Source organism: Prevotella sp. P3-92 (genome assembly GCF_002251205.1).
Classification (GTDB): Bacteria; Bacteroidota; Bacteroidia; order Bacteroidales; family Bacteroidaceae; genus Prevotella.
Map to the genome: position 1 here is coordinate 63,639 of NZ_NPJE01000002.1, position 19,186 is coordinate 82,824.

The 19,186-nt window shown below is 49.5% G+C and carries 16 protein-coding genes; 13 read left to right on the forward strand and 3 right to left on the reverse strand.

Translation table 11 applies throughout. The features are described from left to right. Positions 1–25: 25 nt before the first annotated feature. The 13 genes from CIK93_RS00455 (at position 26) to CIK93_RS00515 (ending at position 14,575) form a co-directional block, all read left to right on the forward strand. Positions 26–3,019 carry a glycoside hydrolase family 2 TIM barrel-domain containing protein gene (locus CIK93_RS00455; protein ID WP_094446266.1) on the forward strand — a complete coding sequence of 998 codons (2,994 nt, stop codon included), beginning with the start codon at positions 26–28 and terminating at the stop codon, positions 3,017–3,019. 549 nt (positions 3,020–3,568) lie between these two features. Further along, positions 3,569–4,045: an arginine repressor gene (argR, locus tag CIK93_RS00460; protein ID WP_094389721.1), complete on the forward strand. Its 477-nt coding sequence runs from the start codon at positions 3,569–3,571 to the stop codon at positions 4,043–4,045. Between the two features lie 43 nt (positions 4,046–4,088). Then, a complete protein-coding gene (locus tag CIK93_RS00465; protein ID WP_094446253.1) occupies positions 4,089–4,700 on the forward strand; it encodes a GNAT family N-acetyltransferase in 612 nt (203 codons plus the stop codon). A gap of 106 nt (positions 4,701–4,806) precedes the next feature. Further along, entirely contained in the window at positions 4,807–6,009 is a 1,203-nt protein-coding gene (locus CIK93_RS00470) for an argininosuccinate synthase (RefSeq protein ID WP_094389742.1), read from the forward strand. A gap of 39 nt (positions 6,010–6,048) precedes the next feature. Beyond that, positions 6,049–6,237 carry a PspC domain-containing protein gene (locus CIK93_RS00475; protein ID WP_094389723.1) on the forward strand — a complete coding sequence of 63 codons (189 nt, stop codon included), beginning with the start codon at positions 6,049–6,051 and terminating at the stop codon, positions 6,235–6,237. Then, complete coding sequence (gene argC, locus CIK93_RS00480; RefSeq protein WP_094389724.1) at positions 6,234–7,199, forward strand: N-acetyl-gamma-glutamyl-phosphate reductase; 966 nt, start codon at positions 6,234–6,236, stop codon at positions 7,197–7,199. Before CIK93_RS00475 ends, argC begins: the two co-directional genes overlap by 4 nt. A 22-nt stretch (positions 7,200–7,221) precedes the next feature. Further along, on the forward strand, positions 7,222–8,358 hold the full coding sequence (locus CIK93_RS00485) for an aspartate aminotransferase family protein (protein ID WP_094446254.1): 1,137 nt from the start codon (positions 7,222–7,224) through the stop codon (positions 8,356–8,358). Next, positions 8,355–9,131: a pyrroline-5-carboxylate reductase gene (locus CIK93_RS00490; RefSeq protein WP_094389726.1), complete on the forward strand. Its 777-nt coding sequence runs from the start codon at positions 8,355–8,357 to the stop codon at positions 9,129–9,131. The genes CIK93_RS00485 and CIK93_RS00490 overlap by 4 nt, the downstream gene beginning before the upstream one ends. 65 nt (positions 9,132–9,196) lie before the next feature. Beyond that, positions 9,197–9,757, forward strand: coding sequence for a helix-turn-helix domain-containing protein (locus tag CIK93_RS00495; protein ID WP_094446255.1), 561 nt, complete (start codon positions 9,197–9,199; stop codon positions 9,755–9,757). Between the two features lie 82 nt (positions 9,758–9,839). Further along, a complete protein-coding gene (locus CIK93_RS00500) occupies positions 9,840–11,513 on the forward strand; it encodes an AMP-binding protein (protein WP_094389728.1) in 1,674 nt (557 codons plus the stop codon). A gap of 22 nt (positions 11,514–11,535) precedes the next feature. Next, entirely contained in the window at positions 11,536–12,312 is a 777-nt protein-coding gene (proB, locus tag CIK93_RS00505; RefSeq protein ID WP_094446256.1) for a glutamate 5-kinase, read from the forward strand. A 23-nt stretch (positions 12,313–12,335) separates the two neighbouring features. Beyond that, complete coding sequence (locus tag CIK93_RS00510; protein WP_094446257.1) at positions 12,336–13,577, forward strand: glutamate-5-semialdehyde dehydrogenase; 1,242 nt, start codon at positions 12,336–12,338, stop codon at positions 13,575–13,577. A gap of 35 nt (positions 13,578–13,612) precedes the next feature. Beyond that, entirely contained in the window at positions 13,613–14,575 is a 963-nt protein-coding gene (locus CIK93_RS00515; protein WP_094446258.1) for an acetylornithine carbamoyltransferase, read from the forward strand. 107 nt (positions 14,576–14,682) lie between these two features. Here the strand turns inward: CIK93_RS00515 and CIK93_RS00520 are convergent, their stop codons facing one another. The 3 genes from CIK93_RS00520 to CIK93_RS00530 are packed head-to-tail and all read right to left on the reverse strand — an operon-like array spanning position 14,683 to position 18,656. After that, positions 14,683–15,384 carry a NigD-like C-terminal domain-containing protein gene (locus CIK93_RS00520; RefSeq protein WP_158215447.1) on the reverse strand — a complete coding sequence of 234 codons (702 nt, stop codon included), beginning with the start codon at positions 15,382–15,384 and terminating at the stop codon, positions 14,683–14,685. Then, positions 15,384–16,691 (reverse strand): acetylxylan esterase, encoded by a 1,308-nt coding sequence (locus CIK93_RS00525; protein WP_094446267.1) that lies wholly within the window; start codon positions 16,689–16,691, stop codon positions 15,384–15,386. Before CIK93_RS00525 ends, CIK93_RS00520 begins: the two co-directional genes overlap by 1 nt. A gap of 60 nt (positions 16,692–16,751) precedes the next feature. Further along, positions 16,752–18,656, reverse strand: a complete 1,905-nt coding sequence (locus CIK93_RS00530; RefSeq protein WP_094389733.1) for a glycoside hydrolase family 97 protein — start codon at positions 18,654–18,656, stop codon at positions 16,752–16,754. Positions 18,657–19,186 lie beyond the last annotated feature (530 nt).

Below are 19,186 nucleotides of genomic sequence, written 5' to 3' on the forward strand. Positions count from 1 at the left end.
GCTGACCGCCACGTTCTGTTGTGGCATGGCGCTGCAGACTGCCACACCGATAGTGGCACAATCCGTATCATCCTTACCCACACGTGAACACCACGATTGGGAAGACCACCATGTGTTGCAGATCAACCGCGAAGCACCTCGTGCCTATTTCATACCCTTTGCCGAAAAGCCCGGCGACAGCCGTTTGTTGCTCAACGGTGCATGGCACTTCCGATGGACCAGGACCCCTCAGGAGCGCATAGCAGACTTCTATCGCACCGACTTCGATGCATCGTCATGGCAACGGTTGAACGTGCCTGCCAACTGGGAGGTTAATGGATACGGCACCCCCATCTATGTGTCGGCAGGTTTTCCCTTCCGTATCAATCCCCCTTACGTTACTGATGAGCCGAAAAAAGACTGGACCACTTATGAGGAACGCAACCCCACAGGCCAGTATAAGCGCACCTTCCTGTTGCCTGAAAAGTGGCAACAGGGTCAGACCTTTCTGCGCTTTGAAGGCGTGATGAGTGCGTTCTACGTATGGGTCAACGGCGAGCGCGTGGGCTATTCGCAGGGATCGATGGAACCCTCGGAGTTCAACGTGACCCCTTATCTGCATTGCGGTGAGAACCAAGTGGCAGTCGAGGTGTATAAATACAGCGACGGTTCCTATCTCGAAGATCAGGACTTCTGGCGCTTTGGCGGTATCCATCGCGACGTATTGCTCTACCACACTCCCGATGTGCGACTTCGCGATGTTGCCATTCGAACTTGTTGCAACAATCTTTCCGATGCCCAATGGACGTTGCAGATAGACCCGCAGTTCTCGGTCTATCGTGGCGAGGATGGCGAAGGCTACCGTTTGGCAGCCGTATTGACCGATGGCGGACAGACTGTAGGTAGCGATACTGCAGATGTGGCAACGGTGCTCGACCTCTCACACAAGGCAGTCCGCATGAACGAATGGTATCCACAGCGTGGGCATCGCAAGTTGGGACGCATGACGATGACGGTTTCCCGTCCACGATTGTGGAGTGCCGACTATCCCCATCTCTATGACCTTCACCTGGTATTGTTGCGCCCCGACGGAAGTGTGGCAGAGCAAGTGAAGGAGCGTGTGGGTTTCCGAAAGATAGAAATCAAGGGCTGCGAGATGTTTATCAACGGTCATGTGGTAAAACTGCGTGGTGTGAATCGCCACGAACACGACCCCCATACAGCTCGTGTGATGAGTGAAGAGCTGATGGTCAAAGACCTCTTGCTGATGAAGCAAGCCAACATCAATGCCGTGCGCCTGTCGCATTATCCCAATTGTCCGCGTTGGTATGAGTTGTGCGACTCTATCGGCATGTTTGTGATGGACGAGGCTGACTGTGAGAGTCACGGATTGCGAGGCACCCTGGCAAGTACTCCCGACTGGGCACCTGCCTTTCTCGACCGTTGCATCCGCATGGCGGAGCGCGATAAAAACCGTCCTTCGATTATCTTTTGGAGCTTGGGCAACGAGAGTGGCTATGGTCCCAACCATGCTGCCATGGCAGCTTGGCTCCATGAGTTCGACCCCACACGCCCCGTTCACTACGAAGGAGCGCAGGGCCATTACCCCGACCTTTACGACCCTAAGACCGTTGATGTCATCAGTCGCTTCTATCCACGGGTGCGCCAGGAATATCTCAATCCCGGCATACCTGAGGGCTCCGACCGCGAACGTGCTGAGAATGCACGGTGGGAGCGACTGCTCGATATTGCCGATGCAGGCGATATCCGCCCCATATTGACCAGCGAATACGCTCATGCGATGGGCAATGCGATGGGCAATTTTCAAGACTATTGGGACGAAATCTACAGTCATCGCCAACTGTTAGGCGGTTTTATCTGGGACTGGGTAGATCAGGGAATACTCCGTGGCGACAGTGTTTGCTATGGTGGCGACTTTGGTGATAAACCCAATCTGCACGCTTTCTGCCTCAATGGTGTGGTGCGCAGTCAGCGCGAACTCACTCCGAAATACTATGAAGTGAAGAAAGTTTATGCGCCAGTATGCTTCCGTCGCGAGGGTAACACCATTCGGGCTGCTGTGCGATACAGCGAGATTCCACTCTCAGAATACCGCTTTACATATACTGTGACTGACAATGGACGACTCGCTGCACAGGGCACATTCGCCGAAACGCTCTCGCTCGATGGCTTCGCCCGACTGATCAATCGCCATGCCGATCACGACATCCGACTCACTGTCGCCGCCCATCGCAACGGTATGGAAGTGACCCACGAACAGTTCCCACTTGCCGATCATCTCTTGGCATTGGCATCCTCCGCAAATAAGCGTCAGTCGCCTATCGTCTCGCTGGCAGACATACGCCTGCAAGCATTCCGTGCACCGACCGACAACGATAAGAGTTTTGGCAACTGGTTGGCAAAGGATTGGAAGCAACAGGGCCTTGATACCGCACAAGTGGTAGTGACTGACGGAGGCAGACGACAGGAGATACGACTGCCCGAAGGCACCATCACGATGACAGCCGAACAGCAAGACGATGAATACGAACTGACCTTCACCTGTCAGGGAACGCTGCCCGAACTGCCCCGACTGGGCATTGTCATGGCTCTGCCCGATGATTACAACCGAGTGGAATGGTACGGACTCGGACCATGGGACAACTATCCCGACCGACAGGCTGCCTGCACCATAGGCAAGTGGACTTCCACCGTGGCAGAACAATACACCCCTTATGCGCGTCCGCAGGATTCTGGTAGTCACGGATCATGTGCCTATGTGGTGTTGCGCAACGGTGCTGGCAAGACAATACGCGTTGAAGCCATAGGCGAACCCTTTGCGTTTAGTGCCTTACCCTATTCCGCGCGCGAGTTGGCCACAAAAAACCACCACTACGAACTGCGTCCCGACGGTCATACCTACCTGTCTATTGATTGTGCCGTGTTAGGACTTGGCAATAGTTCGTGTGGTCCCGGTGTGCTGAAACGCTACGCCATCGACAAATCGACAACCCATCGTTTGCGCTTCCGCATACGGTAACCATAAGACACCATTTCCCTTTATCAAACAGTCAAAGACGTCAGTTGCAGTCTGAAACAATATCGCTTCCACCTTGCAACTGACGTTTTCTCGTTGTGTCCGTGACGTTCCCTCTATGTGCATGTGATGTTCATAGCAAAGCAAATTCAATGAATTTCCTCAGCAAACTCAATGAATTTCCTCAGCAATTTCAATGAATTTGCTGAGCAATTTCAATGAATTTGCTGAGGAAAGTGGCTTCTATGATGCTGCAAGGTGTTGCTTGCCAGTAAATTATGTAAGTTTGAAAAGATTGCTGAAAACGATGCTTTTAGTCTGTAGAGCATCAATATAATAATAATAATGAACGTGCGTGCGCGTGCGTAGCATGTTGCATTTCACTTCTTCTATGATACCCAACAAAATACGTGGACGGTTGTCTTCATTCTTGAGTGAACAGTGTCTGAATCATGTAATCCACTTTTTTTTGAAAAAAGATAGTAGAATGTTTGGTTATATGCATGGAATTGTATAATTTTGCACCACATTCGTATAAATATACTTAGCACTATGAAAGTCAAAAACGACCGTTTAGAGGCCCTCCGCATGATAATTTCCAGTCAGGAACTCGGTAGTCAGGAAGAATTGCTGACCGCCTTAAAGCAAGAAGGCTTCACGCTGACACAGGCAACTCTGAGTAGAGACTTGAAACAACTGAAGGTGGCAAAAGCCGCTTCCATGCGCGGCAACTATGTCTATGTGTTGCCCAACGACACCATGTACAAGCGCGTCAGCACTCCGCACAGCGTGCGCGAGATGTTGCAGGTGCCTGGTTTTTTGAGCATCAACTTCTCAGGTAACATTGGTGTGATCAAGACCCGTCCGGGCTACGCCAGCAGTATAGCCTATAATATCGATAACAGCAATATTGACGACATCCTCGGAACGATAGCCGGCGACGATACCATTCTGATTGTTATCAAGCAGGGCGTGCATACACAGCAGGTGATTGACGCGCTGAGCGAAGTAGTGCCTAACATGAAATGACGAAAGATTAATACAGACCGAAATAGTCAGTTGAACGAAATAAATGGAACAGACAGACAATAAGGAAATAGAAGTGATTGTGGCAGGTCCGGAGCATGAGGTATATGTAGATACCATCCTGCAGACCATCGCCGATGCTGCAAAGGTGCGCGGCACCGGTATTGCAAAGCGTACACACGAATATCTTGCCACGAAGATGAAAGAGGCAAAGGCTGTAATAGCCTTGTCAAACGGACGTTTTGCAGGATTCAGCTACATTGAGACATGGGGAAACAAAACTTATGTGACAACCTCAGGACTCATCGTACACCCCGATTTCAGAGGCATCGGAGTGGCAAAACGCATCAAAGACCTCACCTTCTCGCTCGCAAGAGTGCGCTGGCCACATGCTAAGATATTCTCGCTCACCAGCGGAGCTGCCGTTATGGCGATGAACACACACTTGGGCTACCAGCCCGTGACCTTTGCCGACCTCACCGACGATGAATCGTTTTGGCGCGGTTGCGAGGGTTGTGTCAATGTAGATGTGCTTCACCGCACCGGACGAAAATACTGCATCTGCACCGCCATGCTATACGATCCCGAAGAACACCTGCCCGTGAAAATCCCTGAGGCAGTGCTCGAACGTATTAAAGCAATGGACGGAGTAAAATAGGAAACAACGCCCTCAGCCCTTCCTACCGACAACGCCAAGCGCCACAAACCCTAAGGAAAGGGCAGGGGAGAAACATGGAAATAAAAACAAAAAAACGAAGAAAGATATGGCAAACAAGAAAGTAGTAGTAGCTTTTTCAGGAGGTCTTGACACCTCTTACACCGTGATGAAACTGGCACAGGACGGTTGGGACGTCTATGCCGCATGTGCCAATACTGGCGGTTTCAGCCCAGAACAGTTGAAAACCAACGAAGAAAACGCCTTCAAACTGGGTGCTAAAGCCTACGCAACACTCGATGTGACACATGAATACTATGAGAAATCGCTCAAGTATATGATATTCGGAAACGTGCTCCGCAACAACTGCTACCCCATTTCGGTTAGTTCTGAGCGCATCTTCCAAGCCATTGCCATTGCACGCTATGCCAAGGAGATTGGTGCTGACGCCATTGCCCACGGTTCTACAGGTGCTGGAAACGACCAGATCAGATTTGACATGACTTTCCTCGTGATGGCTCCCGGAGTGGAAATCATCACCCTGACACGCGATAAGAAACTGACCCGTAAGGAGGAAGTTGACTTCCTCAACGAACATGGATTCTTTGCAGACTTCACCAAACTGAAGTACTCTTATAACGTAGGAATATGGGGTACCAGTATTTGCGGTGGCGAACTCCTCGATCCAACACAGGGATTGCCCGAAGAAGCATATCTCAAACACGTCACAGCAAAGGATGCTGAGGCTACGCTGAAAATCACTTTCGACAAGGGTGAAATCGTTGCTGTCAACGACGAGAAGTTTGACGACAAAGTGAAAGCCATTCAGAAAATTGAAGAAATAGGTGCAAGCTACGCCATCGGACGCGACGCCAACGTGGGAGACACCATCATCGGTATCAAGGGAAGAGTAGGTTTTGAGGCTGCTGCACCTAAACTCATCATCGAAGCACACAGACTGCTGGAGAAATCAACACTCTCTAAATGGCAGCAATACTGGAAAGACCAAGTTGCCAACTGGTATGGCATGTTCCTCCACGAGAGTCAGTATCTCGAACCCGTCATGCCTGATATGGAAGCCATGCTTACTTCAAGTCAGCGCAATGTGACCGGAACAGCTATTCTGAAACTGCGTCCTTACGGTTTTGAGACTATCGGCGTAGATTCTGACAACGACCTCACCAAGTCGAAACTCGGCGAATATGGAGAGACACAAAACGGATGGACTGCCGACGAAGCCAAGGGCTTTATCAAGGTGCTCTCTACACCACTTCGCGTCTATTACGGTACTCATCCCGATGAGCGCAAATAATCACAGCATAACAATACAATAGATTCTAACAGCAAGGATATGGAACGAAAACTCACTTTGTCGCCCGACAAAAAGATTGCGGGCGTATGTGCAGGAATTGCCGAATACTTCGATTTCGACCCAACACTCGTAAGATTGGCATGGCTGGCGGCTACTGTCTTCACTTGTTTTAGTGGGGTGATATTCTATATCATCTGCTGGATCGTTATACCAGACAGACAATTATGATTAAGATAGGAATACTTGGCGCAGCAGGTTACACGGGTGGAGAACTCATCCGTGTGCTGCTCAATCACCCTGAGGCAAACATCGTGTTCGCCAATTCAGAAAGCAATGCAGGCAACCTTGTAAGTGATGTTCATGAAGGACTCATAGGCGATACCGAACTGAAGTTTACCGACCAGATGCCGTTCGACGAGGTTGACGTGGTGTTCTTCTGCTTCGGTCACGGAAAGAGCGAGGCGTTCCTCAAGGAACATACCATACCCGCCAACGTGAAAATCATCGACCTGGCACAGGATTTCCGCATCAAAGGCAGTCACGACTACGTATATGGATTGCCCGAAATCAACCACGACGAGATTGCCACCGCACAACATTTGGCTAATCCGGGATGCTTTGCCACAGCTATTCAACTGGCACTTCTGCCTGCTGCCTATCTCAATCTGCTGAAAGAAGATGTGAGCGTCAATGCCATCACGGGCAGTACTGGAGCCGGACAGAAACCCGGAGCCACCACCCATTTCTCATGGCGTGCCGACAACCTCAGCATCTACAAACCTTTCCAACATCAGCATATTGCCGAAATCAGACAGTCGCTGAAACAGGTGCAGGGCTATCTTGATGCCGATATAGACTTTATCCCCTACCGCGGAAACTTTGCCAGAGGTATCTTCTGCACCGCTGTGGTGCGTACACCAGCTCCGCTGGAGGATGTGAAAGAAGCGTATAAAGACTTCTACCGCCATGCGGCTTTCACGCATGTCAGCGACAATCCCATCGACCTCAAACAGGTGGTCAATACCAACAAGGCACTGGTTCATGTGGAGAAATATGGCAACAAACTCCTCATCACCTCTGCCATCGACAATCTTCTGAAGGGTGCTGTGGGACAAGCGGTGCAGAATATGAACATCATGTTTGGTATCGATGAACACGCAGGCTTGAGACTTAAACCCTCTGCCTTCTAACAATAAAATAAATAAAACATATATGAAGCTCTTTGATGTCTATCCATTGTTCGATGTAAATATCGTCAAAGGTAAAGGATGCCACGTTTGGGACGATAAAGGACAAGAGTATCTTGACCTCTACGGAGGCCATGCGGTCATCTCTATCGGCCATTCACATCCACACTATATCAATAAGGTAAACGAACAACTGAACAAACTGGGATTCTATTCCAATTCGGTAATCAATAAACTGCAAGTGGAATTGGCGGAAAGAATCGGTCGCATTTCGGGCTACGACGACTATCAGTTGTTCCTGATCAATTCGGGTGCTGAGGCTAACGAAAATGCCTTGAAACTCGCATCATTCACCAATGGACGCACAAGAGTGCTTTCGGCTGAGAAAGCATTCCATGGACGTACATCGCTCGCAGTAGAGGTTACCAACAATCCGAAGATTATTGCGCCCATCAACAATAACGGTCACGTGACCTATCTGCCACTCAACGACCTCGCAGCATGGGAACACGAACTCGCTAAGGGAGATGTCTGCGCTGTCATTCTTGAGTGCATACAAGGTGTGGGAGGCATCAAACTCGCCACTGCCGAATTTGCGCAAGGACTGCAGAAACTCTGTAAAGCGCACGGCGCCATACTCATCTGCGATGAAATACAATGTGGATACGGAAGAAGCGGTAAGTTCTTTGCACACCAGTGGTTGGGCATCAGACCCGACATCATCACCGTGGCAAAGGGTATTGCCAACGGATTCCCGATGGGTGGCGTACTGATTTCGCCAGAGTTTAAACCCGTATATGGACAACTCGGAACGACTTTCGGAGGTAACCATCTGGCTTGCGCAGCAGCACTCGCCGTACTTGATGTGTTTGAAGAGGAGCATCTTGTCGAGAATGCCAACGAGGTGGGAGAGTATCTCATCGGTCGTCTTCGAGCAATCAACAACCCACATATCCTCGATGTGCGTGGTAGAGGAATGATGATTGGCGTAGATCTCGATGTGCCACATAAGGATGTCAGACAACCGCTCATCTATCAAGAACACTGCTTCACAGGTTGTGCAGGAACCAACGTACTGCGTCTCTTGCCACCACTCTGCCTTACCAAAGCAGAAGCAGACCTGTTTATCGATAAACTCAATAAAGTTTTCGCAGCATTATGAAAATTACCATGATAGGTGCTGGAGCCATGGGGGGCGCCACCGTAGAAGGATTGCTTAAGGCTAAATCCTTCAAGCAGGAAGAGATTACAGTGGCCGACCCAACGGCTGAAGTATTGGAGAAATTCAAGGCAATGGGAGTCAATACCACGACAAACAATGCTGACGCAGCCAAAACGGCTGATATCGTTTGCGTGTGTGTGAAACCTTGGCTCGTTGATACTGTATTGGCTGGTATCAGAGCAAGCATACGTCCAAAAGACCAACTCCTGGTGGTTATTGCAGCAGGAGTAACGCCGGAACGGGTGCGTGAGGCACTGCCCGAAACACCGCCATTCTTCCTCGTAATCCCCAATATCGCTATTGCCCAATTGGCATCAATGACCTTCATGGTGCCCGTAGGGGCTGACGATGCACAGACCGCAACCGTCAAAGGAATATTCGATGAGATGGGTAGTACACTCATCACTGACTTTCAACATCTGGCAGCTGGAACTACGCTTGCCTCTTGCGGCATTGCTTATGCCATGCGTTACATCCGCGCTGCTTCTGAAGGCGGCGTGGAACTTGGTTTTAAAGCGGATGTTGCTAAAGACATCGTGATGCAGACTGTTTTGGGTGCTGTCAAACTGCTGCAAGCAAGCGGAATGCATCCCGAACAGGCCATCGACTTGGTGACTACACCGGGTGGAGTGACCATCAAGGGACTCAACGAGATGGAACATGCTGGCTTTACCTCTGCTGTCATCCGCGGACTGAAAGCCGGACTGAAATAGTGAAACCGTCTGACAAGATTGTAATACGCTAAAAGTAAATAATAACACGATTATACACAAAAACAATGGACGAACAATTAAAACAAATCGGTGAACGACTCAGAGGATTGCGCGACGTGCTCGATCTTACGGCAGAGGAAGTGGCTGAAACCTGCGGCATCGATGTGGATGTATATGAAAAGATAGAACGCGGTGAGGTGGATATTACCATCTCTAAACTCATGAAGATTGCACGAAAATATGGTGTGTCGGCGGAAGAACTGATGTTTGCTGAGGCACCACGCATGAAATCATATTTCGTAGTGAGAAAAGGACAGGGCATGAGCGTGGAGCGCACAAAGGCCTATAAATACCAAAGTCTGGCCAGTGGATTTGTTAACCACGATGCGGAGGTGTTTATCGTGACTGTAGAACCCAAGCCTGAAGCACACAAAATCTATAAGAATACTCACCTCGGACAGGAGTTTAACCTCGTACTCGAAGGGTCAATGGATCTCTTCATCGGCGATAAAACCATACGCCTGGAAGAGGGAGACAGCATTTATTTCGATTCAGGAAAACCTCACGGCATGCTCGCTGTAGGCAACAAAGCAGTAAAATTCCTCGCCTTCGTGGTTGAGAAATAAGGAGGCTACAAACAACACACTGGGGACTTACAACACACGAAGTGCTTGGAGTTTCCCTTTACGCAGTAAAAACACAACAAACATGATTGAAAGATTTTTAAAGCAGACACACTTCGAGTCTGTGGAAGACTATAACAAACATCTGGAATTTATCATTCCCGAAAACTTCAACTTCGCCTACGATGTGATGGATGTGTGGGCGGAAGAGGCTCCTGAAAAACTCGCCATCCTCTGGACTAACGACCAAGGAGACGAGATTCGCACAACATACGGAGAACTCAAAGAGCAGACTGACCAGGCGGCTTCATACCTATTGACATTGGGCATCGGGAAGAATGATCCTGTCATGCTGATACTGAAGAGACGCTATGAATGGTGGGTCATCATGCTTGCTTTGCATAAGATTGGAGCCATCGTTATTCCGGCTACTCACATGCTGACCAAGCACGATATCGTTTATCGCAATACGCGTGCAAGTGTCAAGGCGATTATATGTGTGGATGATGCCTATGTGACCGAACAGATTAAATTGGCAATGCCGGAGAGTCCTACCGTTAAGCTACTCATCACCGTTACTGACCATGGTAAACCCATTCCTGAAGGTTTCCGCGACTGGCAGTCGGAATGGAAAAAGGCACCACACTTCGTGCGTCCTGCTTTCGTCAATACCAACGAGGACACGATGCTGATGTATTTCACCAGTGGTACAAGTGGTGAACCGAAGATGGTGGCACACGACTATCTCTATGCAATGGGACATCTTACAACGGGTGTGTTCTGGCATAATCTGCACGAAAACTCACTCCATCTGACTGTTGCTGATACGGGATGGGGTAAGGCGGTATGGGGCAAATTCTACGGACAGTGGTTTGCCGGAGCTACCGTGTTTGTGTTCGATCATGAGAAATTCAATGCTGATACGCTGCTCAGACAAATAGAGAAATACCACGTCACTTCGTTCTGTGCGCCTCCTACCATCTATCGCTTCATGATTCGTGAAGACCTCTCTAAATACGATCTCTCATCGCTGGAGTACTGCACCACGGCTGGTGAAGCGCTTAATCCGGCAGTATTCGATAAGTTTAAAGAAAAAACTGGTATTCAGATGATGGAGGGATTCGGACAGACTGAAACGACTATGACACTGGGAACCATGCCTTGGATGACTCCGAAACCGGGTTCTATGGGAATGCCTAACGCACAGTATGACATCGACCTGATTAAACCTGACGGTACGCCGTGTGAGGATGGTGAGAAGGGAGAGATTGTCGTACGTGTGGGAGACCGAAAACCTATCGGTCTTTTCAAAGAATACTACCGCGACCCAGAACTGACTCGTGAAGCATGGCACGATGGTGTTTATCACACGGGCGACATGGCGTGGCGCGATGAAGATGGCTACTATTGGTTTGAAGGACGTATTGACGACGTGATCAAGTCGAGTGGTTACCGCATCGGTCCGTTTGAGGTGGAGTCGGCACTGATGACTCACCCTGCTGTTGTGGAATGTGCCATTACGGGTGTTCCTGACGATATCCGTGGTATGGTGGTTAAGGCTACAGTCGTATTAGGAAAGGAATGGAAGGATAAAGCGGGCGATGAGCTCGTCAAAGAACTGCAACAGCATGTGAAGAAGGAAACTGCTCCGTATAAGTATCCGCGTATCGTTGAGTTCGTTGATGAGTTGCCTAAGACCATCAGCGGAAAGATTCGCCGCGTGGAAATACGTAAGAAAGACTCGGAACAAAAGGGATAAATCCGTTGAACACCTTATAGAAATGAAAAGAATTGTAGTGAAGGTGGGTAGCAACGTGCTGACCCGTAAGGATGGTAAACTCGATGTCACGCGTATGTCGGCATTAGTCGATCAGATTGCATGGCTACGACAACACGACCATGAGGTTATTCTCGTGTCGTCGGGTGCTATGGCGAGTGGACGCGGAGAAATCAAGGTGGATCATCTGCTCGACTCTGTAGAACAGCGACAACTGTTTTCTGCTGTGGGACAGGTCAAACTCGTCGGACTCTATTACGACCTCTTTCGGGAATTTGATATCCATATCGGACAGGTGCTGACCATGAAGGAAAACTTTGAACCGGGAGAGCAATACCAAAACCAGCAGGCGTGTATGAAGGTGATGCTCGAAAACGATGTGTTGCCTATCGTCAATGAGAACGACACGGTGAGCGTCACCGAATTGATGTTTACCGATAACGATGAACTGTCGGGACTCATCGCGCAGATGATGAATGCGGAGACGCTGATCCTGCTCTCTAATATCGATGGTATCTTCACTACTCATCCCGAAGACCCTGCCGCCCAACTCATACGTGAAGTGGCGCCTGGACGGGATCTCTCTGAATATATTCAACCTGAAAAGAGTGCATTCGGTCGTGGAGGAATGCACTCGAAATACACCACGGCAACGAAAGTGTCGCAAGCGGGTATCAGGGTGATTATTGCCAATGGTGAGCGCGATAATATCCTCGTTGACTTGGTCAACAACAAGGAGGAAGTGCCACACACGGAGTTCGTACCACTGGTGAAAGCATAACAATCTGTTGTTTGAAGAAAACTATGGAAAAACTGTTTCAAGATGTAAAGAGGGCCAGCAAAACACTATCGGCTCTGACTGATGAGCAACGCAACTCCATCCTATTGGATGTGGCGGAGGCTATCGTGGCGCAGCAGAATACGCTGTTGGCGGCTAATGCTAAGGACTTGGAGCGCATGGATGTGAAGAATCCGCTCTACGACCGACTCCAACTGACGCCACAACGACTGGAAGGTATTGCGGCTGATATGCGCAATGTGACGAAACTGCCGTCGCCTCTGGGGCATAACAGTCATCAGCGAACGCTCCCCAATGGGTTGAGACTTCATCGCGTGACTGTGCCTTTCGGAGTGATTGGTATCATCTATGAGGCGCGGCCCAATGTGACGTTTGATGTCTTTGCCCTTTGTTTCAAGAGTGGCAATGCCTGCGTTCTCAAGGGTGGACGCGATGCTGACGACTCCAACCGTGCTGCCGTTGCACTCATCCATGCGGTGTTGAAGCGTCACAATATCGATGAAAATACCGTATCGCTGCTGCCTGCCACTCATGAGGCTACTGCCGAAATGCTTAATGCCGTGGGATATATTGACCTCTGCATTCCACGAGGCGGAAGAAAACTCATCGATTTCGTGCGCGATAATGCTCGTATTCCTGTCATTGAGACGGGGGCTGGCGTGGTCAATACCTATTTCGATAAAGGTGGTGACTTGCAGAAAGGACAGGCTATCATCCTTAATGCTAAGACGCGACGGGTATCGGTTTGCAATGCGCTCGACTGCCTGATCATCCATCAGAAACGACTTGCTGACCTCCCACAACTGGTGGCTCCGATGGCGGAGAAACAAGTGACTCTCTTTGCAGATAGTATGGCTTACAACCAACTCAAAGGGCATTATCCCGATACGCTCCTGATGCCTGCCACCGACGATTCCTTTGGTACGGAGTTTATGGACTATAAACTCGCTATTCGCACCGTAGCATCTATTGATGAGGCACTTGCTCATATCGACCTGTATGGCTCTGGACACAGCGAGTCTATCATTACCGAGGATGAGGCTGCCGCACGGCTCTTTCAACAAAAGGTGGATGCAGCTTGCGTCTATTGGAACGCACCAACCTCGTTTACTGATGGGGCACAGTTCGGATTGGGCGCTGAGATTGGAATCTCTACGCAGAAACTCGGACCGCGTGGACCTATGGGACTCGACGAGATTTGCACCTATAAATGGATTATAGAGGGTGAGGGACAGACTCGAAACTAAGACATTTCTTTTTATCATCAATTATCATAACCTGTATGAAAAGTTTTATCAACGTACAAGATATCGGTCCGCTGGAGAAAGCACTGGCCGAGGCTAAAGAGATTAAGAACGATCGTTTCAAATATCAGCATCTGGGCAAGAACAAGACACTGCTGATGATTTTCTTCAATAATTCACTGCGCACGCGTCTTTCTACACAGAAAGCTGCTATGAACCTGGGCATGAATGTCATCGTGCTCGATGTCAATGCGGGTGCATGGAAACTTGAAACAGAGCGTGGAGTCATCATGGATGGCGATAAGAGTGAACACTTGTTGGAGGCTATTCCGGTGATGGGGTGCTATTGCGACCTTATCGGTGTGCGCTCATTTGCTGGATTGTCTGATCGCGACTACGACTATGCTGAGACGGTTCTCAACCAGTTTATCAAGTATAGCGGAAAACCGGTCTTCGCCATGGAAACGGCTACCGTGCATCCCCTGCAGGCTTTCGCAGACCTCATCACTATTGAGGAGTATAAGAAGAAGCAACGGCCTAAGGTGGTTCTCACATGGGCACCTCACTGCCGTGCATTGCCGCAGGCTGTGCCTAACTCATTTGCGGAGTGGATGAATGCTGCCGATGTGGATTTCGTGGTGACTCATCCTGAGGGCTATGAACTCGATCCGAAGTTTGTAGGTAATGCTTGCGTGGAGTACGACCAGCGTAAAGCGTTCGAAGGTGCGGACTTTATCTATGCTAAAAACTGGAGTAATCCGGGCGTGACCAATCCTGCTGACTATGGTAAGATTACATCGAAGGATATGAGTTGGACGGTCGATGAACAGCACATGGCGTGGACCGACCATGCTAAGTTCATGCACTGCCTACCTGTGCGCCGTGGTCTTATCGTTACTGACAATGTTATTGAGAGTCCGGATAGCATCGTTATTCCTGAAGCTGCCAACAGAGAAATTTCATGTTCGGTTGTGATTAAACGTATGTTAGAAAGCATGTGATTCTAACACCTTATTATAATTAATGCAGCGAGGCGGATTCATCATGAATCCGCCTCGTATTGCTAATATTCTATTGCCTCCGTTCTTTGCGTATTTCAGCAAAGCCCTTATCTTATCGTCAAGACCTTGCTTACCACGCCATCTGTAGTGTTCATCTGCAGCACTACGGTGTCGAGAGGTGTTGTTTCGGGCAACAGGATGCTCACGTAGCTCCGGTCTGTATAGTATTGTGGAATATTGTTCTGATCGTGCAACAGTCTGTAGTGCACGGTGTTGCGTCCGTTTGAATGACAGATCAGTGTATCTTGTGCAAGGGCAATCTTATGGAGTGCTGAATTAGAATCAGAGACTCCCGACTTCAGCAGCAATGCCATGTTCACATAGCGGTGGTTGTCTGACACCCACACACTCTCGTAACCCACAGGGTCATCTGCCATATTCTGCAGTTTCCTATGCTCTTTCGCACGGAGGGTGGGTACACCTCCCAATGCCCTGCATTTGGCAACTCCGTTGCCCAAATCATCGAAATATACGATGGCACGGTATGTGGAATCAGCTTTTGAAGCCCATGTAGCGAGGACAGGAGTTTCAAACATATAGTGCTGACCCTTGTCGGTCACGAAGTCGAGGGCTTTCTTTTCTTCTCCGATACTTACATCAACCAGTTCGGCTTGCATATCGGAATAAGGGCCATCGCCCTTGTCGTAAGCATCGTTGGTGCATCCGGAGAGTAGGGCTCCCAGGCAACAGGCAACGGCTACTACGGTGTGTCGTGGCTTCCACGACAGGAGGTGTGATTCTTGTTTCATTATTGTAGGTGTTTCTTTATCCAGACCATCTGTCCGTATTCCGTAGCATCGCTCGTCCAATGTTCGTTGATGGGGGTGATGAGCGACTCTTTCTCGCAGTTCAGCGTATTCCATACTGCATAACTGGTGGTTGGCGGACATGTATTATCATTATATCCCCATGTCATATAGGTGGTGGCTTTCACCTTACGGGCAAAGTTCACCACATCGTAATACGCCATGGTAGAGATATTGGAAGGGGTGTAGAGTCCTGTCATGCGATTGAAGTGGGGATAACCGCCGGTGCGTCCCTTCTCCGTATAGCCTGCCATATCGCTGAGCGCTGGATGGTTCACCACACAGAGGTTCACGCGTTTGTCGAGACCTGCTGCCACGAGGGCGAGGGCTCCGCCCTGACTGCCGCCTTGTACCGCAACATTCCGTCCATCCCATTCGGGTAGTGAGGTGAGCAGGTCAATGCAGCGCACCAAGGCGAGATAGACGTGCTTCATATAGTATCGGTCGCGGTTGTCTATACCGTTTTCCAAATATCCTGTCGCGTCGCTGTTGAAGGCACGGCTGATGTCATCGAAAGTCTCCTTGGGCAGTCGGGGATCCAGTCCGTGAATTTCTATCTCCAGTCGGATGAAACCGTTCTCTGCGTAGTATTTATGTCGCAATGGCTCTTTGATGGTCTTGATGCCGGCTCCCGGAGGACAGAGCACTACGGGATGCTTGCCTGGCTGCGCGTTTTTGGGGTAGAAGAGGTAGCCATAGACGCATTGTTTGCGACGGCTCACGGGAATTTTCACCAAATAGCAATCCACCTTATCGGTGCAGTATTCCTTGGCAATCTCCTTGGTGTAGCTGAGTGGAATCTTTGCCAGTTCGTCGAGGTTGCCTTGCCAGAAGGTGTTGAAGTCTTTGGGCTCTTGTGTGAAGGGTTGTATCTTCTCAGGTGAGAATCCTACCTTCACATGGTGGGTGTAGCTTTGTCCATCCAGTTTCATGGTCAGCACGACATCACGGAATCCTGGCGTTTTCTTCGTTCCGATATTGATTTTGGCACGTCCGTTCTTCAGCGTGACGGTGCCTTTTGTATCTGTTCCCAACAGGTCGTTGCCCACGGTATAGGTCACCTCGCCGTTTCGGGGTATTCCGTATTTATAGAATTGTATTTCTATGTTTGCCTTCTCGCCGGTCTTGTACAACCAGTCGGCATGGTCGGGCACGGTTACCCATAGGTAGTCGCTGCGGTACGGATAGTTTTCTGCTCCAGCCATCAGTGTGACAACCGCCATTAGGGCGATCATCATCATTCGTTTCATTGTCGTTTTGATGTTCATCGTTTTGTAGTTGTTTTTTGTAGTATTGTTTGTTGATAGGGTCTATTTACTCTTGATAACCATAACAAAACCGCCACGTGGCTCACAGACTATACGGCCTTTTCTTTTGCTGTTGATGTGCCACGGTGACGAAGCATTCCCTGAATCGGTAAAGACGGTTGTCGTGGTTTTCTTACTACCGATAAAGTCGATGTTAAATTCCAGCGTCACCCGCTCGTTGGTTCCGTTGATTCCTGCCACATACCAGTCGCGTCCTTTCCTCCGTGCCATCACTACTTGTTCTCCGGGGTAACCTGCCAACAGGCGTGTCTCATCCCAGGTGGTGGGTAGCGAACCGATTAACTGCTTCACCTGTTTCGGTTGCGTCAGATAACTCTCAGGACGGTCTGCCCAGTGGAGCAGTCCCGATTCGAAGAGTACGGCAAGGGCGAGCTCGTGCGCATGGGTGGTGATATGAGGGTGTTGCGAGTCGGAGAAAGTACAGGGTGTATAGTCCATCGATCCCACAATACCGCGTGTGAAGGGTAGTGTGGCGTTGTGTGCTGCTGCTTTGTCTGTCAGCACAGGGCTGTTGTTGTACCATTCAGCACCATAGACAGCTTCCGTCGATAGCAGGTTGGGGTAGGTGCGTTGCCAACCGCGTGGCAGTGTTGCACCATGGAAATTTACCATCAGATGGTGGCGGGCTGCTGCCTCCAACAGGTCGATGCAGTATTGCATAGTCTCTTGTTTGTCGCCGGCAAAGAAATCTATCTTCACGCCAGCCACTCCTTGTTGTTCTAACCATGCAAATTCGCGCTCTCTGCGCTCTGGCGCATTGAGGCGGAAGTGGGGACCTGGCGCTCCGTCTTTCCCCAACCATGCAGTAGAGGAATTATACCAGATCAGCACTTTTACACCTTGCTTTTGCGCATAATCCAGTGCGTCGCCTATCGTTCCGCCGTTGCCCATCTCGTCCCATTCTGCATCTATCAGCACGTAGGGCAGGCCAAGGGCAACCGCCATGTCGATATATTGACACACAATCTTGAAGTCACGACTGCCGTGGTTGTGGGCCCAGTAGATCCACGACACACCACCCGGTTGAATCCATGCCGTGTCTTTCAGTCGGCAGGGCGCACTGACATCCGTTACGAGTGTTGAGGCTACGAGATCTTCCAGTCCGCCAATCAGGGCAAGACGCCAAGGAGAAACCCATCTTCCTGAGGTGTTCTGTCGTTGTTCGTCAGCCACCACACGATAGTCGGTTGCTTGTTTGTCGTTGTACAACGATGCAGCACTATGCCCACCGTCTATTCCTGCCTCCGTCAGCAACATCCATGTCTTTGGAGCGGCTTCCACCAAGGCGGGGAAAGCCCATCGGTGGTTGTTGTCGTTGCCGGTAGTGGCGAGTGGATAGAAGTCCTCATAGGGTTCGTTCCATTTCTGCATCCAGCGCTTGGTGCCCTCATCAATCCGGAAGGTCGTATGTTCTGTTGTGACACGTGTGTGCAACAGGTTATCCATCTCATAGCGCAGGGCCACACCGTCGTTATAGAGTCTGACCACCAGTCGTTGTTGGCGTTTGACATCATCCTCAAACGTATAGACCACTTCGCGTCCGTGATTGGTGCAGATAGATTTCTTTCCCACGATCATCGCGTAGGTTTCAAACACAGGGTGTGGATCACTCGTATCCACCAGTCTCAAGTGGTGTCCAGCTCCGTCTTTCGTCTCTACTCCAAACTCTGTGATGGTTGTCACGTGATGTGTCTTACTGTTTTTATCCTGTCGGTAACTGATGTCGAAGGCTGTGATTGAATCGCCTGTTGTGATGGTGTTCCAGATGATGCAACCGTTTGGCGATGTAAAAGAGCGGTTTGTTAGCGTCGCTGCCCATCCGTTCACCGCAGCCGTTGCGATGAAAAGGAAAATGGCAATGTATCTTTTCAGAATAGTTTGATTCATAGTTTTGTGATAAGTTATCTGTTCAGCACGCAAAGATACGCTTTTTTCACCGCAATACCAATAATTTTCCCCAAAAACACAACTTCCATCGCGTAGCGATTTCCGCAAAGCCCCGCCCCGTTCATTGCACATTTCCGCAAAGCCAGCCCCTATTCTTTGTGTTTCCTCATAGCTCTTCCATCCAAAATCTCCCCGTTCTTTGCACATTTCCGCAAAGCTTCCCTCTAAAAGTGAAACTTTGAAATAGCGGCATTGGTGCGTTTCAGGTGCTTTTTCGGCCATTGGAAATGAAGAAAAAGATTTGTGCGCGTCCACACGTCCTTTATATATAATAAATAAGGAGTTTCCGTTTTGCGGCTTGACAGAAATCAATCTCTGCAAAAAAGTTTCATGCAATCTGCATTTTTTTTCTCGAAAAAGTTTGGTAGTTCAGAAAAAAGCCGTACCTTTGCATCCGCTTTCAGGAATACAACACCTGACAAGCACTGAAGGAAGAGTTCTTTGAAAGATTTACATAAAACAGAGAAGTA

What these genes read in the sequence shown, in the direction of transcription:
- CIK93_RS00465 (WP_094446253.1), top strand. Translation starts at nt 4,089, where the DNA reads ATGGAACAGACAGACAATAAGGAAATAGAAGTGATTGTGGCAGGTCCG.
- CIK93_RS00530 (WP_094389733.1), bottom strand. Translation starts at nt 18,656, where the DNA reads ATGAATCAAACTATTCTGAAAAGATACATTGCCATTTTCCTTTTCATC.
- CIK93_RS00500 (WP_094389728.1), top strand. Translation starts at nt 9,840, where the DNA reads ATGATTGAAAGATTTTTAAAGCAGACACACTTCGAGTCTGTGGAAGAC.
- CIK93_RS00525 (WP_094446267.1), bottom strand. Translation starts at nt 16,691, where the DNA reads ATGAAACGAATGATGATGATCGCCCTAATGGCGGTTGTCACACTGATG.
- CIK93_RS00455 (WP_094446266.1), top strand. Translation starts at nt 26, where the DNA reads ATGGCGCTGCAGACTGCCACACCGATAGTGGCACAATCCGTATCATCC.
- CIK93_RS00490 (WP_094389726.1), top strand. Translation starts at nt 8,355, where the DNA reads ATGAAAATTACCATGATAGGTGCTGGAGCCATGGGGGGCGCCACCGTA.
- CIK93_RS00475 (WP_094389723.1), top strand. Translation starts at nt 6,049, where the DNA reads ATGGAACGAAAACTCACTTTGTCGCCCGACAAAAAGATTGCGGGCGTA.
- CIK93_RS00515 (WP_094446258.1), top strand. Translation starts at nt 13,613, where the DNA reads ATGAAAAGTTTTATCAACGTACAAGATATCGGTCCGCTGGAGAAAGCA.
- CIK93_RS00495 (WP_094446255.1), top strand. Translation starts at nt 9,197, where the DNA reads ATGGACGAACAATTAAAACAAATCGGTGAACGACTCAGAGGATTGCGC.
- argR (WP_094389721.1), top strand. Translation starts at nt 3,569, where the DNA reads ATGAAAGTCAAAAACGACCGTTTAGAGGCCCTCCGCATGATAATTTCC.
- CIK93_RS00485 (WP_094446254.1), top strand. Translation starts at nt 7,222, where the DNA reads ATGAAGCTCTTTGATGTCTATCCATTGTTCGATGTAAATATCGTCAAA.
- proB (WP_094446256.1), top strand. Translation starts at nt 11,536, where the DNA reads ATGAAAAGAATTGTAGTGAAGGTGGGTAGCAACGTGCTGACCCGTAAG.
- argC (WP_094389724.1), top strand. Translation starts at nt 6,234, where the DNA reads ATGATTAAGATAGGAATACTTGGCGCAGCAGGTTACACGGGTGGAGAA.
- CIK93_RS00510 (WP_094446257.1), top strand. Translation starts at nt 12,336, where the DNA reads ATGGAAAAACTGTTTCAAGATGTAAAGAGGGCCAGCAAAACACTATCG.
- CIK93_RS00470 (WP_094389742.1), top strand. Translation starts at nt 4,807, where the DNA reads ATGGCAAACAAGAAAGTAGTAGTAGCTTTTTCAGGAGGTCTTGACACC.
- CIK93_RS00520 (WP_158215447.1), bottom strand. Translation starts at nt 15,384, where the DNA reads ATGAAACAAGAATCACACCTCCTGTCGTGGAAGCCACGACACACCGTA.